Annotated in this window: 15 protein-coding genes; 3 read left to right on the forward strand and 12 right to left on the reverse strand. The window is 61.9% G+C overall.

Features of this window, described 5'->3' with window-relative positions; genetic code table 11:
• Positions 1–28: 28 nt before the first annotated feature.
• The 9 genes from OXH56_03330 to OXH56_03370 all read right to left on the reverse strand — a co-directional run bounded on the left by OXH56_03330 (position 29) and on the right by OXH56_03370 (position 7,676).
• Positions 29–994, reverse strand: coding sequence for a Gfo/Idh/MocA family oxidoreductase (locus OXH56_03330; protein MCY3554333.1), 966 nt, complete (start codon positions 992–994; stop codon positions 29–31).
• Positions 995–1,068: 74 nt separating this feature from the next.
• Positions 1,069–2,838, reverse strand: a complete 1,770-nt coding sequence (locus OXH56_03335) for a SpoIIE family protein phosphatase (protein MCY3554334.1) — start codon at positions 2,836–2,838, stop codon at positions 1,069–1,071.
• A 46-nt stretch (positions 2,839–2,884) separates the two neighbouring features.
• A complete protein-coding gene (locus OXH56_03340; GenBank protein MCY3554335.1) occupies positions 2,885–3,898 on the reverse strand; it encodes an RluA family pseudouridine synthase in 1,014 nt (337 codons plus the stop codon).
• Entirely contained in the window at positions 3,879–4,355 is a 477-nt protein-coding gene (lspA, locus tag OXH56_03345; protein MCY3554336.1) for a signal peptidase II, read from the reverse strand. Before lspA ends, OXH56_03340 begins: the two co-directional genes overlap by 20 nt.
• 19 nt (positions 4,356–4,374) lie before the next feature.
• A complete protein-coding gene (locus OXH56_03350) occupies positions 4,375–4,749 on the reverse strand; it encodes a TraR/DksA family transcriptional regulator (protein ID MCY3554337.1) in 375 nt (124 codons plus the stop codon).
• Positions 4,739–5,497 (reverse strand): hypothetical protein, encoded by a 759-nt coding sequence (locus tag OXH56_03355; protein MCY3554338.1) that lies wholly within the window; start codon positions 5,495–5,497, stop codon positions 4,739–4,741. The genes OXH56_03350 and OXH56_03355 overlap by 11 nt, the downstream gene beginning before the upstream one ends.
• A gap of 43 nt (positions 5,498–5,540) precedes the next feature.
• Positions 5,541–6,095, reverse strand: a complete 555-nt coding sequence (locus OXH56_03360) for a DivIVA domain-containing protein (GenBank protein ID MCY3554339.1) — start codon at positions 6,093–6,095, stop codon at positions 5,541–5,543.
• 32 nt (positions 6,096–6,127) lie between these two features.
• Positions 6,128–6,952, reverse strand: a complete 825-nt coding sequence (locus OXH56_03365) for a YggT family protein (protein MCY3554340.1) — start codon at positions 6,950–6,952, stop codon at positions 6,128–6,130.
• A gap of 34 nt (positions 6,953–6,986) precedes the next feature.
• Complete coding sequence (locus OXH56_03370; GenBank protein MCY3554341.1) at positions 6,987–7,676, reverse strand: YggS family pyridoxal phosphate-dependent enzyme; 690 nt, start codon at positions 7,674–7,676, stop codon at positions 6,987–6,989.
• A gap of 209 nt (positions 7,677–7,885) precedes the next feature.
• Here OXH56_03370 and OXH56_03375 point away from each other — a divergent pair, with 209 nt between their 5' ends.
• Together OXH56_03375 and OXH56_03380 are read left to right on the forward strand one after the other, a co-directional pair.
• Entirely contained in the window at positions 7,886–9,427 is a 1,542-nt protein-coding gene (locus OXH56_03375; GenBank protein MCY3554342.1) for a YifB family Mg chelatase-like AAA ATPase, read from the forward strand.
• A 119-nt stretch (positions 9,428–9,546) separates the two neighbouring features.
• Positions 9,547–10,677, forward strand: a complete 1,131-nt coding sequence (locus OXH56_03380) for a hypothetical protein (protein MCY3554343.1) — start codon at positions 9,547–9,549, stop codon at positions 10,675–10,677.
• A 2-nt stretch (positions 10,678–10,679) separates the two neighbouring features.
• Here OXH56_03380 and OXH56_03385 read toward each other — a convergent pair whose 3' ends face one another.
• Positions 10,680–11,972, reverse strand: a complete 1,293-nt coding sequence (locus tag OXH56_03385; protein MCY3554344.1) for an aminotransferase class III-fold pyridoxal phosphate-dependent enzyme — start codon at positions 11,970–11,972, stop codon at positions 10,680–10,682.
• A 46-nt stretch (positions 11,973–12,018) separates the two neighbouring features.
• Complete coding sequence (locus tag OXH56_03390) at positions 12,019–12,966, reverse strand: acetoacetate decarboxylase family protein (GenBank protein ID MCY3554345.1); 948 nt, start codon at positions 12,964–12,966, stop codon at positions 12,019–12,021.
• Positions 12,967–13,133: 167 nt separating this feature from the next.
• Here OXH56_03390 and OXH56_03395 point away from each other — a divergent pair, with 167 nt between their 5' ends.
• Positions 13,134–14,120, forward strand: a complete 987-nt coding sequence (locus OXH56_03395; GenBank protein MCY3554346.1) for an aldo/keto reductase — start codon at positions 13,134–13,136, stop codon at positions 14,118–14,120.
• 24 nt (positions 14,121–14,144) lie between these two features.
• Here OXH56_03395 and OXH56_03400 read toward each other — a convergent pair whose 3' ends face one another.
• A complete protein-coding gene (locus OXH56_03400) occupies positions 14,145–15,497 on the reverse strand; it encodes a TolC family protein (protein MCY3554347.1) in 1,353 nt (450 codons plus the stop codon).
• Positions 15,498–15,519 lie beyond the last annotated feature (22 nt).

Below are 15,519 nucleotides of genomic sequence, written 5' to 3' on the forward strand. Positions count from 1 at the left end.
ACCAGGCTGGCCAGGCTGACCGCACGGTCTACGCGAGTTGGACGACCTCGCCCGATTCCATGGATTCATTCGCCGCGAGAGTGACGGCGAGGCTGTTGACGACGTCGCCGTAGGCCGATCGGACAAGGGACGGATTCTTCTCTTCGATGGCCTGCAGGAAAAGTTCGTTTTCGAGCTTGTACGGGTTGTTCCGGCCGGGATACCGCACCGTTTCTTCTTCGCGCACGACCTCCAGGTCTCCCCCTGTGATCTTCACCGTGAGACCGCGGGCAATGACCTCCAGGGCGGTCCCGTAGCCCTGTTCGGCGACACAGGAAGAGAGAATAGTGGCCACGGCGCCGCTTTCAAACACGAGCGACACCGTGCTGGCGTCCTCCACGTCGTAGTTCGGCAGATCCAGCATCCGCCCCTTCGTTCCCGCCGCGTATACGCTGACCACGTCTCCCATGAGGTACCGCGCGCAGTCGTACACGTGCGTGGTCTGCTCCACGATCTGTCCGCCCGACTTCGCCTTCACGCGCCACCAGGGGGATCCGGGCGTGTTCCCGATCCAGTATCCGATCGCCAGGGCCGGACGGACGCCTGTCAACAGGTTCCGTGCTTTTTCGGTCGCGTCCTGGTACCGCCAGTTGTATCCCACGCACGAGAGAACGCCGCTTTCTTCTACCTTCGCCGCGATGTCGCGCGCGGTATCCACGTCCAGCGCCTGGGGTTTCTCGACGAAGAGGTGAAGGTCGCGTTCCAGCACCGCCATTTCGGGATCACCGTGGGCGAAAGGCGGAAGGCATACGTACACGGCGTCCAGTTCTTCCCGGTCCAGCATCTCCCGGTAGTCGCCGTACGCGCGGCCTCCGCACCGGTCGGCAGCCGCCTGTGCACGCTCGACCTGGATGTCCGCGTACGCCACGAGTTCGGCCCGCTCGATATCCGGCAGGAGTCCCAGGTGCATGCCCGCAATGCCGCCGGTTCCGATAAAACCTATACGAACGCCCATGCGTAATCCTCCGCTGTTCCCTGCCCGTGAATCCCTCTTTGACCGGTCACGCCTGCCGCCGGTTCACCCTGAAATCATGGTTCTTTCTTTACGACGATCATCGTTGTGTCGTCGTCCTGTCCGCCGCCGCCCACGAAGGCGCGCCAAACTTCGATCACGTGGTCCCGGATCTCCTCGACCGGGCAGTCATGACAGTCCTTGATCGCCTGTTCCAGCCTTTCCATGCCGAAAATCTCGTCGTCCAGATTGGACTTCTCGATGAGGCCGTCCGAATACAGGACTACGACGTCTCCATCGTCCAGGTACACGCGGCCGTCCTCGAAACTCGCGTCCTCGAACGAACCCACGATCAGGCCCCCGGCGTGGAGATTGACCGTTTCACCGGATTTCCGGCACAGCAGTGGCGGTGGATGGCCGGCGTTGCAGTAGACGAAGGTGTTTTCCTGCAGGTTCACAATACCGTAGAACAGGGTGGCGAACCGATCCGCGGACGTCACCTCGTACAGTACCTCGTTGACGTGACCGATGACGTAACTCGGCAGGTAGACGTAGTAATTGGCGAATTCGTGGAACGACGTATAGAGCGAAGCCATGGTCAGCGCGGCGGGAATGCCCTTGCCGACCACGTCGCCCACGGCCACGCCCAGCTGCTTGTCGGAAAAGGGAATGAAGTCGTAGAAGTCGCCCCCGACCTCCCGGCTGGGTTCACTGAATGCGGCCAGGGAAAGGCCGCGCACTTCCGGCACGGCGCGTGGCAGCAAAGCACGCTGGATCTCTCCGGCGACCTCCAGCTCCCGGTCCAACAGCCGGCTCCGACGCGCGTCATCGAACAGGCGCGCGTTCTGTATGGCGATACTCGCCTGGGACGCAAAGGCCTCCAGCAAGGACTGGGCTTCCTCGTCGTAGGCGTTCGCCCGGTCGTTCTCGATGTTGAAGACCCCGATGACCTGAGTCCCGGAGAGCATGGGAACGGCCATTTCCGATTTCGTGCCCGGGCGATGCTGCACGTACCGGTCGTCCTGGGACACGTCCGGCACGATGATCGCCCGTCCCGTCTCGGCCGCGGACCCGCTGATGCCTTCGCCCATCTTCAAGTTGATCGCGTCCAGGTCCGGTGAATATCCCCGGATGGTCCGTTCGATCACTGCATCCTGGTCCTCGTCGAGCAGGAAGATGACCGCCGCGTCGTAGGGCACCACCGTCTGAAGCGCGTCGATGATCAGGTTCAACACCTCGCCCAGGTCCAGCGAACTGCTGATCCGCTTGCCCACCTCGTACAGAGCGGTCCGGTGGATCATTTCCTGTTGGGCCTGCTTGAAATGCAGCAGGCGCGTGACCGCGTAGCCGGCGTGGCGCGCCAGGGAGATGGTTACCTCGAGGCGTTCGGAGTCGAAGCCGGTCTCAGCGGATGCCATGGCCGCAAGCAGCACGCAGTGAAACCGATCGTCGATCTGATGATGAAACAGTACGGCCTGTCCGGTCAGTACATCGCGGCCGGCCACGGTCCGCAGGGGCCAGTCCAACTGTTGGAAGTCCTCGACCAACCGGGTACTCGGCTGCGACCGCAGCCAGGACAGCAACGCCTCAACCTCCTGCTCCGTATCGGGCAGGACCAGATAGCGGCCGGTGGTTTCGAAGACGATCCGGTTCGAGACACAGTCCACCATGAAGAACCGGCAGGCTTCTGCGCCGGACAGCTCCAGCGAGATCTCCTCGATGGCGGCAGACAGGTCGGCTTCTCCCGTTGCGGCGGTCATGCGGGTCAGTCCATCGACCACACGGTGCCACAGGATATCCGAACGTGATTCGACGACGGTTGAATCGAGCATGGCGGTATAGGTCAAAGTGCGCCCGTTTCCACGGGCAGTTCTGGGTCCCCGGTCGTTCCGGTCAGGATCCGGCCGAACTCGTACTGTCGGACAAAATAGCGACAGCCTGTTTCATGTCATCGGGCAGGATTGCCCGGAAGGAATGGGGCCTACCCGAGTAGGGATGGATAAACTCCAGTTCGGATGCATGCAGCGCTTGCCGCCGCAGGACATCCAGCATCTTTTTCAGCTTAGGGCGGCGCCGGGGCGCCGTGCCGGCCAACCGCTTGAGCCTTCCTCCGTAGACCGGATCGCCGATGACGGGATGCCCCAGATGGGCCAGGTGCACCCTGATCTGGTGGGTGCGGCCGGTTTCCAGCGCAAGGGCCAGCAACGTCCCGTCCTCCATGGATTCGCTCACGCGGTAATGAGTGACGGCCCGTCGGCCGCGGCTTTCCTCCACCACGGCCATCCGCTGCCTGAACCGCGGATGCCGTCCGACCGGCGCGTCGATCGTGCCCAAAGGTTCGGCGAAACGGCCCCAAGCCAGGCCGGTATAACCGCGCTTAATGCGGCGCTCGGCCAGCTGTCGGGAGAGAAACGCGTGGGCGTCTTCGCGTTTCGCCACGATCATCAGGCCCGACGTGTCCTTGTCCAGCCGATGCACGATACCCGGCCGGACCGGATCGTCGAACTGCTCCAGGCTTCCGCAGTGGTGCAACAGGGCGTTTACCAGCGTCGAACGCGCATGCCCGAAGGCCGGATGCACGACCATGCCCGCCGCCTTGTTCACCACCAGGAGCGCTTCGTCTTCGTAGACGATGTCCAGTGGGAGGGGCTCCGGTTCCGCGGTCGAGGGAGGAGTTTCAGGAACGGTCACGGCGACGACGTCGCCTTCGGAAACCCCGTGGCCGCACTTTTCCACGACGACCGAGTTGACCGAAACCGCACCGGCGCGGATCCAGCGCTGTATTCTCGACCTGGTTACCGGCAGGTCCGTTTCCGACAGGTACCGGTCCAGTCGCCACTGGGACTGGGAGGCGGGTACCACGGTCTCGACGAAGGATCCCTCCCAGTCATCCGGAAGGCGCTTCATCGTTCAATATCCGGTTGATGGCGGACAGTCGGGTAAACAGGAGGATGATCCCGATGGTAATGGCGGAGTCCGCCACGTTGAATACGGGCCATCGGTACGCACCCACCCCGATATCGATGAAATCCGTAACCGCGCCGTAGACCGCGCGATCGATCAGGTTGCCGACCGCTCCGCCCAGAATGCCCATCATGGCATACCGTCCCCACCGCTCGGCGGGGGGAAGCCTGAACAGGTAGTAGATCATGACCGCGCAGGCGATGACCGACAGCACCAGGTAGAACCAGCGGCCGCCGAGGGTGATGCCGAACGCGGCTCCGGGATTCCGAATGTACGTTAACTGGACCACTTCCCCCAGGAGAGGAATGGACTGGTGAAGCGCCATCCCCTGCTGAACGGCGATCTTGGTAATCTGGTCCAGGATCAGGATGCCGGCACAGACGACGGCCGGCTTTGCCAAAGCTTTCAGTCCGGAGATGTTAGATCAGACCTCGTTCTTCCTTGGATTTACATTCAATGCACATCCGGGCGTGGGGTACGGCCTCGAGCCGGGCCTTGCCGATCTCTCCATTGCACACGTAGCAAAGTCCGTAAGCGCCGTTTTTGATGCGCTCCAGGGCTTCGTCGATATGAAACAGGAAGCGTCCCTCGCGGGAAGCGAGGTCATAGGCCTGTTCCTGCTCCATCGATTCAGTGCCCTGGTCCGCCGGATGTTCAGAAAAGGGATAGCTGCCCGCGACATCTCGCGCCGCCGAGTTAATCGTCTTGTTTCCGAAATAGCCCAGCTCATGCAACAGCGTTTCGCGTTTTTCGAGCAGGAGCTTTTCGAACCGTTTCAGATCTTCACCCGTCATCCAGACCTCCACGACAAAGTAGACATTGATTGATGATAGCAGCCAACCTTCCGTAATCCTCACTTCGCGCGGGTATCGACGAACATAAGACTTTTCCGCCGACCGTCAAACTCTTTTCAACGACCCCCACCGCGGCGACCGGCAGACCACAGTGTACGGCCCCGATCACTTCATCCACCAGACCTTCGCCGACCACGTCGATTCCCGCCTCGATCCATGCGGCGAATTCATCAGCGGCCCCGTACTGTGCGACGCGTCCATACACGACGTCCTGCAGCTCAAGTCCCAGGGAAGCCGCGCCACGCTTCAGCGCGGTCGACCAGCGTGCGTCATAGGGCGCGCTCATGTCGGGATACCTCGAACCCAGCCGTTCGTCGTTCGGTCCCCTGAGCGGATTCTCGCCGGTCCAGTTTACATGATCGTCCACGATCACGAAAGTACCCGATTCATGCTCGTGTTTCAGCGGGGAACATCCGAATGCGCACAAAAGGCTTTCGGCCCGAAGCAACCGCAAGACCCGCACCGCATCGATGCGCCGTTCCACGTCCGTGGCGCTCCCAAGGCAGGGGAGCAGGACCGGCCCCGCGCGGTACACGGTTTCAAAGGGCGCACAGGATCCGGGCGCACTCACCGCGCTACACGGAAAGGCCTCCTGTGATCCATCGGGAAGCGACAGGCCGACAATCCTGTTTCCCCGCAGGTATTCGCCCATCCTTCCGGCCATCCGTGCGATTCGCTCGTAGGTCATTCGTTGGCGTGTGTGCCTCTGGAGATCGGGCGTGCCCCGTTAATCAACCTGGCCGGCGTTCAGCCTGGCCGGGGCTGCCTGGCCGGCGTTCAGCCTGGCCGGGGCTGCCGAGAGGGCCCGGTACCGGATGCTCGCCGCTTTCCCGGTCCGTGCTCTGCATCGCGTCGAGTTGTTCCTGGTGGGATTCGAGCAGAATCCTGAATTTGACTTCGTAGTCCTTCCTCAACGTGGTGAGCGTGCCCAGTTCCCGCTTGATTTCGGCCACCTGGTTGTTCGCATCGGAGATCCAACGGTCCGCCTTGTTTTCCGCGTCTTTCAATACGTTCTCCGCTTCTTTCATGGCATTGGCTTTCATGTCGTGAATGACCCGCTGCGCGGACACGAGCGCGTCCTCGAGCAGTTTCCGCCTGCGGCCCACATCGGTCAACTCGGCGTCCATCTCCGCCATCCGGGCCCGCAGCGATTCGTTTTCCTTGGCGAGGTTTTCGAGCGCGCTGGCGGTGCTGTTCATAAACGCTTCCACTTCATCCATATCGTAACCGCTGACCCAGCGCGTCTTGAACTTCTGTTCTCGAATTTCCTCCGGGCTGATGTCCATGTATTCACCTCTGTTTCCTGGTCGCGCTCCCGTCAGATCCGCAGCAACAGGGGCAGGAGGCTCACCTGGATGAACCTTAGTATCAGAATGGCGATCAGCGGCGAAAAATCGATGCCGTACGTAGACGGCAGGATCCTGCGGATCGGCGCCAGAATGGGATCGCTGAAAAGAATGAGTATCTGGAAAAGCGTGTTGCCCGTGTCCGGGTTGAAGAACGAAAGCACCGCGCGTACGAGGATCACGATGAAGAGCACGTCGAAAATGAAGTCGATCACGTAGACGATGCTCTCGAGGATCATTTCCACAGGGGTGCCGACGGCCTGTGTCACCATCGCTCCGGCCTGGTATAGTACGAGTCCATGCAAGACGCCCAGCAGTACGATGCCCAGCAGTGCGGATGCGTCCGGCCGCCCGATCCGGTAGCCGGTGAAGCGACGGATCGGGGCCAGGAAGAAGTGGGCGATGTTGTGCATCATATGCCCGGATTGACTGAAGGCGAACGGAGACTCGATGGATATGAAGAAAGCGCCGAGAAACAGGATGGCGAGTACCCGCACCACGAAATCGAACACGTCCAGCATTCCGGCGGCCAGGGAACTGGACAGGGGCACGCCCATGACGGTCGTGACCAGGAATCCCCGCACAATCACGAGAGCAATGATGGCAAAGACAGGCGACCAGTCGAAACGCGGTTCGCCGCGCATGATCACCTGGCGTATGGGCCGAAGCACCGGTTCGGTCGCCGTGTACAGTCCCCGCTGGATCGGGTTCTCGCTGAAGGGACTCGCGGCGGGCATGAACAGGCGGAGCCCGAAGGCCAGCATGTAGATGTTGATGATGAATTCGATCAGTCCCATGTCGGGTCCCGTTCAATACCGGGTCAACGGCGTGTCATGCCTGGCGTGCACCGAAAACGGCCGTGCCGATGCGGACCATGTCCGCGCCTTCCTCTATGGCTACCTCGAAGTCATGGGACATGCCCATGGAGAGTACATTCATATCTACGCCCGCGATCCCGGCGGAAGCGATGCGGTCACTCGTTTCCCGAAGCAGCCGGAAAGCGGGCCGGGCATCTTCGGGATCGGGTGTGAACGCGGGGATCGTCATCAGTCCCCTGACGGACAGTGCGGACAGGACGGACAACTGCTCCGCGAGTTCCAGCGCGCGGTCCGGCTCCACGCCGGTTTTCGTCTCCTCCGACGACGTATTGACCTGGATCAATACGGGCATGATCCTGCCCGCGGCCTGCAGCCGCCGGTCGAGTTCCTGTCCAAGGGAAAGGCGGTCGACGGAATGAATCATGTCGAAAATCCGCACGGCGAACCTGGCCTTGTTGCGCTGCAACGGACCGATCAGGTGCCAGGTCGCACCGTCGTCCTGCCGGATCTTCTCGAGCGCTTCCTGTACCCTGTTTTCACCGAAATCCGTGACACCGGCCCGCCTGGCCTCTTCGATCGTCGTAAGGGGCCTGGTCTTCGATACGGCGATGAGCTGAATGGACGAGGCCTCGCGGCCGGCTCGCGCAGCGGCCCTGGATATACGGTCGTATACCTGGACCAGATTGTCTTTGATCGTGGACAAAAGATCAACCTCACCGAAAAACCAGTCTGCTAATATATGCGAACAGGGGGTTCGTCGCAACAGAAATCAGTAAACTTCGAGGTCGCGTAAGGAAACGAGATTCCGCCCCGTCCCTCCGACTGATACGAATGTGTTTACGCCGATGGAATCCATCCCGGACCGGTCGGCATGCGACCCGTGACAGTACCAATATTCGAAGGAGGGAAAGCTTGCTATCACGTGTATCGAGCGGCGCCGTGCAGGGGATCGAAGCGATTCCCGTTGTGGTGGAAACCCACATCACCAACGGCCTCCCTCATTTCTCAACCGTGGGACTGCCGGACAGCGCCGTGCGGGAGAGCAAGGACCGCGTCGTGGCTGCCATCAAGCAGTCCGGATTTACCTATCCGTACCGACGTATCACCGTCAACCTGGCCCCCGCGGACGTGCGCAAGGCGGGTACTTCATTCGACCTGCCCATTGCCGTGGGCATTCTCGCCGCGTCGGCGCAGGTGCCGGTCCAGTCGCTCGAAGACACGATCCTGCTCGGCGAGTTGTCGCTGAACGGCGCGCTCAGGCCGATCCGCGGCGCGCTGCCCGTAGCGCTCGCCGCACGCCGCCTCGGCGCGCGCAGGCTGGTCGTTCCGAGCGAGAATGCGGAGGAAGCTGCCATGGGCGGCGGTATCGATGTTTTCGGCGTGCCGTCCCTGGAATCCGCAGTCCACTTGCTCCAGGGACGGAAGGGATTTGAACGGTCCCGGCACGATGTCGGGCCCATGCTTTCTTCCGGTGCGGATTACCCCTTCGATTTCTCCATCGTCAAAGGACAGGATCACGCCAAGCGCGCCATCGAAGTGGCCGCCGCCGGATCACACAATCTGCTGCTCATCGGTCCACCGGGTTCGGGCAAGACGCTGCTGGCCCGTTGCGTGCCGTCCATCCTGCCAGATTTCACCCTGGAGGAGGCACTGGAAACGACGCAGATTCACAGTGTAGCGGGGAAGATACCGCCCTTTACCCCCCTGGTCACCACCCGTCCCTTCCGGGCGCCTCACCACACCGTCACGGAAGCGGGCTTGATCGGCGGCGGGAGCATTCCGAAACCCGGAGAGGTGTCGCTCGCCCACAACGGCGTGCTCTTTCTGGACGAGTTGCCCGAATTCAGGAAGCATGTGCTCGAAATGCTCCGGCAGCCCCTGGAAGACGGCAAAGTCAACCTGTCCCGCGTATCCAGGTCCCTGTCCTATCCCGCGCGCTTTACGATGGTCGCCGCCATGAACCCGTGTCCATGCGGATACCTCGGCGACCCGGACCGGGAATGCACCTGCCCACCTGCCCGGATACACCAGTACATGTCCCGGATTTCGGGTCCGCTGCTCGACCGGATCGATCTACACGTCGAGGTACCGCCGGTACCTTACGGGGACCTCGGCGGCCGTTCCGACGGTGAACCCTCCCGTCGCGTCAGAGACCGGATCAACCGGGCCAGGGAACGACAGTTGCCCCGTTTCGCCAACCATCCCGGCGCTTTCGGAAACGCGCACATGACACCCCGCGAACTGCGCCGGTACTGTGGATTGGACAGCAGGGCCCACGACCTGTTGCGGAACGCCATTACCCGCCTGGGTCTTTCCGCCAGGGCCTACGATCGCGTCCTGAAAGTCGCCCGTACCATCAGCGACCTGGCCGGAGTGGAAGCGATAGGCGTCGAGCATGTGGCCGAAGCCATACAATACCGGTCCCTGGACCGCGGAAAATGGATGGATCACTGAGCGGGTTGCTACGTCTATAAACAACTTTGAATCCACCATGACCTGTGCTATAGTAGAAAAGATCAGCGAGACCTGCACAGCGCACCGACGATTCACCGAAACACCCGGGGCAGGAATCCATGTCCAGCACAGGAACGAGGTCGGCCAGCCTTGCCGTCATGCTCCTTCTGGTCGTGGGATGCGGCGGTACCGGTCAGGCGGAGCCCGCCGTGTCCTTTTCTCCGGAACGCTATGCGGCCCTTGTGGATACCCTTTCGGAGCCAGGCGGATTCTTCGACAGCGACAACCTCGTCTCCAACGAGGCCGGTTATCTCCACGTCAAGCATGCGCTGAAGCGGCTCGGTGTCAAGGGCGGCGTCTACATCGGCGTGGGGCCGGACCAGAATTTCACCTACATCGCGCAGGTACGCCCGCGGTACGCCTTCATCCTCGATATCCGGCGGGACAACCTCGTCGAACACCTGCTTTACAAGGCCATTTTCACCCTGGCGGAATCACCGGCGGAGTTTCTTTCCATCCTATTCAGTAAACCCCTGCCTCGTGCCGGATTCGCCGACGGCCAGCCCACGATCGATGGGTTGGTGACGTACTTCGACCGAACGGACGGCGACGAGGAACTTTTTCACCGCAATCTGGAGCGCATTCGGACCCAGATTAGCAATTACAAGGTCCTGTCGGGAGACCAGGAGACCCTGCGCGTGTCCGAACTGTACCGTTCCTTCCTGGAACAGCACCTGGACCTGAGGTGGGAATACCGGTCGGACGGTGACCGGGGCATATCCTTCATTACCTACAGGACGTTCCTGCTGGGACGGGACCTCGAGGGCGCTTACGGCAATTTCCTGGCTTCGGACGAAGACTACCGGTTCATCCGCGACATGCAGGCCAGAAATGCTATCATACCCGTCACCGGCGACTTCGCAGGCAGCCATGCCCTCCGGGCCATTGGGGATTTCGTTCGGGGAAGGGGGGACCGCATCTCCGCGTTCTATCTTTCGAACGTGGAGTACTACCTCCATCCCGATGGCCGCCTCGACGAGTTCGCGGATAACGTCCGGTATCTGCCGACGGACGCGAGCAGCGTGTTGATACGCGCCTTCGTCAACCTGAGACAGCGCGCCCATCCGTTGCGCGTGGAACGGGACCTGATGACCACGGTACTCCAGTACACGCGCTCGTTCAGCCAGCTTTTCGCAGACGGGGCCTACCGGTCCTATATGGACCTGGGCGTGAAGAACTACATGCAATAGGGTCAGAGCGTCCGTTCGACCGCTTCCACCGCATCGCCGAGCACCGTGGCGATCCGGGCTACCTCGTCTGTGTTGACGGTGTAGGGGGGACTGATCGCGACGTGATCGCCGTACACGCCGTCCACGGGTCCCGGCGCGCCCGGCATGATCAGCACACCGCGGTCGAAAGCTTCCCGGACCACACGTCCCGTCACGCCCAGCGACGGATCGAATGGCGTGTCCCGTTCCTTGTCCGCCGTAAATTCGACGCCGCAGAGCAGTCCCTTCCCGCGCACCTTGCTCACCATGGGCGACTCGGTCAGCGGCTGCAGCTGTTCCAGCATCACCTCGCCCATTTCGGCGCAACGCGCGACGAGATCATGGCGTTCGACATATTCCTGCACGGCCAGCGCGGTGGCGCAGGAAAGTGGGTTTCCTCCGTAGGTATGGCCATGCACGAAGGCCGGCGCGGTTTCATAGATGGTCTCGTATATCTCGTCCCGCGCGATCGTCGCGGCGATGGGCGTGTATCCGCTGCTCAAGCCTTTCCCGGTAGCCATAAGGTCCGGGACGACACCCCAGTGGTCGATCCCGAAGTCGACCCCGGTCCGGCCGTACCCGGTGACGACCTCGTCGACGATCAGGAGGATCCCGTAGTAATCGCAGAGTTCCCTGACCGTGCTGAAGTAATCGTCGGGCGGCGCCATTCCGGCGGATGAGGTGCCCAGGACGGGTTCGACAATAAAGGCGGAAATGTATTCCGCGCCGACCTGGCGGATCACGCGCTCCAGTTCGTCGACGCTGTGTTGCGAAATGTGAGGGAAATCCAGCAGGTACGGCGTGTAGTCTTTCCGCCAGGCCGACCGGCCCGACATGGACAGGGCGCCGATCGTGTTTCCGTGCCAGCTCTGCCAGCATGAAATGACCTGGTACTTGGACGGGTTGCCAGATTCCAGGTGGTATTTCCGTGCGATCTTCAGCGCTGCTTCCGTGGCCTCCGATCCTCCGGACACGAAAAACACCCGGCCCATTCCTTCCGGGGCCATGTCAGAAATTTTACGGGCCAGGTCGATCTGCGGCTGGCTGATGAACTGGCCGTAGGCAAAGGCGATCTGCCGGGCCTGATCGGCCATGGCCTCCGCGATTTCCTCGACTCCGTGGCCTATGCTGACCACGTGCACGCCGGCACAGGCGTCCAGGTAGGCCCTGCCTTCGGTATCATACAGGTAGCATCCCTTGCCGTGTGAAATCCGCGGCCAGTGTTCCTTCCGTGCACGGTGGAAGATTCGTTCCGACGGTTCATTAAGGCCGGTCATGTTTTCTCCAGGAATCGCTCATTCCGCCCGTAAACAGTGAAGCCGCCTACCGCAGGATGCGCTGATCGCTCAGGTCCTTGCCTCCGACCGTCTCCACGATACCAGCGCTCACGAAGGCGATTTGCTCCAGGCCCGCAATGGCGTTCACGATATGGTATTGCGTAGGCAGGTCCTGCCATTCCGCCCGGTGGAACCGCACCCTTCCCTGTCCTGAGCGCTGCGCTGTCACCCTTCGGTTCGGGGTATCGGACGGGGTCATTACGGCGTATTCCGCATCGGCCACGTCCCATTGCCCGGTCCGTGGTATGTATTTGTAGTGCAGGGTTCCGTTAAGCGCGGTGCCATCCGTCCCGGCAACGGCTTCATCGGTGCCATCGGTCTCTACCGCGGCTTCATCGGCCGGCGCCGCTGCTTCATCGGCCGGCGCTGCAGCTTCATCGGTGCCATCGGTCTCTACTGTGGTTTCATCGGCCGGCGACGCGGGCGGTGTTTCCATTTCCGACAGGTACATTTCCATGAAGCGGAAACCGAGCCAGTCGGCCGTGCACCGCGTCTCGCCGTTCTGCACGGACGGCGGCGGGATCGCGCAGTATATCTTCGAGAAACCGAGTTGTTCCCGCCCGGTAAGAATCGGATCGGCCAGGTTCTCCCACAACACCGCGAGGAAGGGACCGCGGGCACGGTCCCGTTTCCCCCTGTACTCGGCCGGGAAGCTCACGCCGAGGGTATTGTAACCCCTTCCGGCCAGCCACTCGATTCCGGTCATATAGGAAACCGTCACGGTCACCACGGGATCTCCGGCCAGTCGGAACCCCATCGGCAGCAGGACTTCTAGCTGTTCCGGCCGGGTCAGGAAACTCACGGAATACGAGGTAGTCCGCGGCGAGTGCTGACCGTCGAACCGGCGACCATCAGGTCCCTGGCGTGGACCCGCGGCAGGCCCGAAATGGGTCGGCATCATGTACATGCGGCCTGGATGAATCTTGTAGGGCATGGACGTTCTCTCGCTGAAACCGTCGGTCCGGCGGACGGTCGAGGTACATACCGGGACGCGTGCCCACAGGCAGGTCTATCGAATATGTGCTGGCGTTGCAATGGTCGGACTATATACAATCCATTCCAGGCCTGTCAAGTAGTGGACATCGGCACACGGAGGCAGTCATGCGGCACAGGATCCTCGGGAAAACCGGCATGCGGGTCAGCGAGATCGGCATGGGCGGGCTGTTCGTATCATCCCATGGCTCGGACCGGGCCGAGGGCATCCGGGCGGTACGGAGGGGACTGGAACTTGGCATAAACTACGTGGACACGGCACCTTCGTACCGCGATTCCGAGGAAGTGATGGGGTTGGCCCTGGATGGGATGACGCAGCCCTTCATCCTTTCGACCAAACTCGGCGGGCGGCCTCAACCCTTCGATCCCAGGGACCCGGACCAGTTGCGCCGGTCCGTGGAGACCAGCCTGGAGTTGTTGAAGAGAGACGCGATCGACATCCTCATGATCCACGAACCGGATCGCCCCGGCCAGTATGACTGGTTTGCGGACTGGGAACGGTTTCACGGTCCCGTATGCGACCTGCTCGAGGCGCTGAAGTCCGAAGGCGTGATCCGGTACACGGGGCTGGGCGGCACCACGGCGTATACGTTGCCCGCCATCATGGCGACCGGCGCGTACGACGTCGTGCTTACGGCATTCAACTACAGCCTGCTCTGGCAGGAAGCGGTCCACGCGGTGCTACCCGAGGCCGTGAAGCGGAACATGGGGATTGTCGTGGGATCCCCCCTGCAGCAGGGAGCACTTTCCGCGTGTTACACGGAACAGGTGGAGCGCGGGGCGCCCTGGTTGTCACCGCCCCGGCGCGAGCAGTTCAGACGGCTTTATGACCTGGTAGAGGAACTGCATATGCCGCTGCCGGAACTGGCGATTCGCTGGGTGTTGTCCAATCCCGGTGTCTCCACGGTCTTGTCGGGATCGAGATCGGTCGAGGAAGTCGAGCAGAACGTCGGCTACGTGGCATCGGGCCCGCTCCCCAGTGCGGTTATGGACCGGGTGCAGGAAATCGCGGACCTGGTACCCTTCCGACCCTTCGAGGAACCCTTCGGCCTGCCCTTCACACGCGACTACCGGGGGCCCGGCATGGCGCGGTAGACCGACCGCAATGGACCGGCTGCCCTACTGCTCATCCGATCGATCGTCCATCATGCCCAGGACATTCCGCAGATTCGCGGTGGCCGTGGCGTAATCGTACTTCGCCGTAACGTGATCGGTCTCGGCCTGCTTCAGGACGAACTGGGCGTCGATGAGCTCGAGCTGCGTGCTGACGCCGCCCTCGTACTGAACCTGCGCGATGGACAGGCCGCGGCTGGCCAGTTCGACGGCCTCCTCGCCCGCCCTTACGCGTTCCGAAGCCTCCACCACGTTAAGCACGGCCTCGGTGACGTCTACCTCGATCTGCTTCCCGAGCTGGCGCTCGACGTAACGTGACAGTTCATAGTCCGCCTGGGCCTGCATGATACGGCCCGAGTTCTGCCTGCCGTCGAAGACCGGAATCGATATATTGATGAGCGTGTTCCAGCTTCGGGAGAAGTCGTTGAACCCGATCGACTTGAAACCGGGGTCGTTCACCTGGGCCTGCATCAGGTATCCCGCGGAAAGCGATACGTCGAGTCCGTTTTCTCCCCGTGCCAACCGGATTGCCGCATCGTTCATCGTGGTCTGCAACCGGGCGGCTTTCAGGTCCGATCGGTTCGCCAACGCCTGGTCCACGGCAGTTTCGATGTCCTCCGGCAAGCCGGATGCGTCCACGTCGAGGCTGCCGGTACACCGTATATCCGCTTGCCGGGGCAGTCCGATCAGGCGCTTGAGATTCGCTTGCGCGATCGCGAGCCGGTTCCGGGCCTGGGTGACCGGCGGGAGGGCATTGGTCACTTCCACCCGGGCCCTGAGCACGTCATAGTCCGATACCGTCCCGGCTTCGTAAAACCGCTGTACGCCTTCGTACTGGGCGACGGCACGGTCGTAGGCCGCCGTGGTAACCTCCAGCGTGGCTTCGGCCAGAAGGACATCGTAATACCCGTCGTGGACCTGGTGCACGATGTCCCCCCGCATCCGTTCCGTGTTGGACGTCGAAATCTGCTGGTAGTACCGCGCGATTCTCAGGCCGACGCCGACCTGCCCGCCCCGATATATGGTCTGGGAGAGATCGAGTCCGAAGTTGATCACGTTGTCGGTGCCTACCTTGAAGGTCTGGCCGCCGAAATTGAACTCCGGAAGAGCCCAGTTCCTGGTGATGGAACTGCTGAAGTCGAGCTTGGGCAGTGCCTCTGAATACGCTTCCCGCACTTGCGCCCTGGCACGGTCTTCCTCCAGCCTGGTGCTCAGCAGGGATTCGTTGTTTCTGAGCGCAAGCTCGATGGCCCGGTCAAGCGTAAGCGCGATCTCGTCGGCCTGCTGGGCGGACAACGGAAGTGCGACGACGGCCGCTGTGGCGATCGACACCACCGCATTTGTTACGGTGCGAATCATACTTTCCTCCAGCTAAACGCTC

The sequence above is a fragment of the Gemmatimonadota bacterium genome (assembly GCA_026702745.1).
Classification (GTDB): domain Bacteria; phylum JAAXHH01; class JAAXHH01; order JAAXHH01; family JAAXHH01; genus JAAXHH01.

Coding starts and splice junctions, on each gene's coding strand:
- OXH56_03355 (MCY3554338.1), bottom strand. CDS start 5,497: ATGACCTACGAGCGAATCGCACGGATGGCCGGAAGGATGGGCGAATAC.
- OXH56_03350 (MCY3554337.1), bottom strand. CDS start 4,749: ATGACGGGTGAAGATCTGAAACGGTTCGAAAAGCTCCTGCTCGAAAAA.
- OXH56_03390 (MCY3554345.1), bottom strand. CDS start 12,966: ATGCCCTACAAGATTCATCCAGGCCGCATGTACATGATGCCGACCCAT.
- OXH56_03385 (MCY3554344.1), bottom strand. CDS start 11,972: ATGACCGGCCTTAATGAACCGTCGGAACGAATCTTCCACCGTGCACGG.
- OXH56_03330 (MCY3554333.1), bottom strand. CDS start 994: ATGGGCGTTCGTATAGGTTTTATCGGAACCGGCGGCATTGCGGGCATG.
- OXH56_03380 (MCY3554343.1), top strand. CDS start 9,547: ATGTCCAGCACAGGAACGAGGTCGGCCAGCCTTGCCGTCATGCTCCTT.
- OXH56_03365 (MCY3554340.1), bottom strand. CDS start 6,952: ATGGGACTGATCGAATTCATCATCAACATCTACATGCTGGCCTTCGGG.
- OXH56_03400 (MCY3554347.1), bottom strand. CDS start 15,497: ATGATTCGCACCGTAACAAATGCGGTGGTGTCGATCGCCACAGCGGCC.
- OXH56_03360 (MCY3554339.1), bottom strand. CDS start 6,095: ATGGACATCAGCCCGGAGGAAATTCGAGAACAGAAGTTCAAGACGCGC.
- OXH56_03395 (MCY3554346.1), top strand. CDS start 13,134: ATGCGGCACAGGATCCTCGGGAAAACCGGCATGCGGGTCAGCGAGATC.
- OXH56_03340 (MCY3554335.1), bottom strand. CDS start 3,898: ATGAAGCGCCTTCCGGATGACTGGGAGGGATCCTTCGTCGAGACCGTG.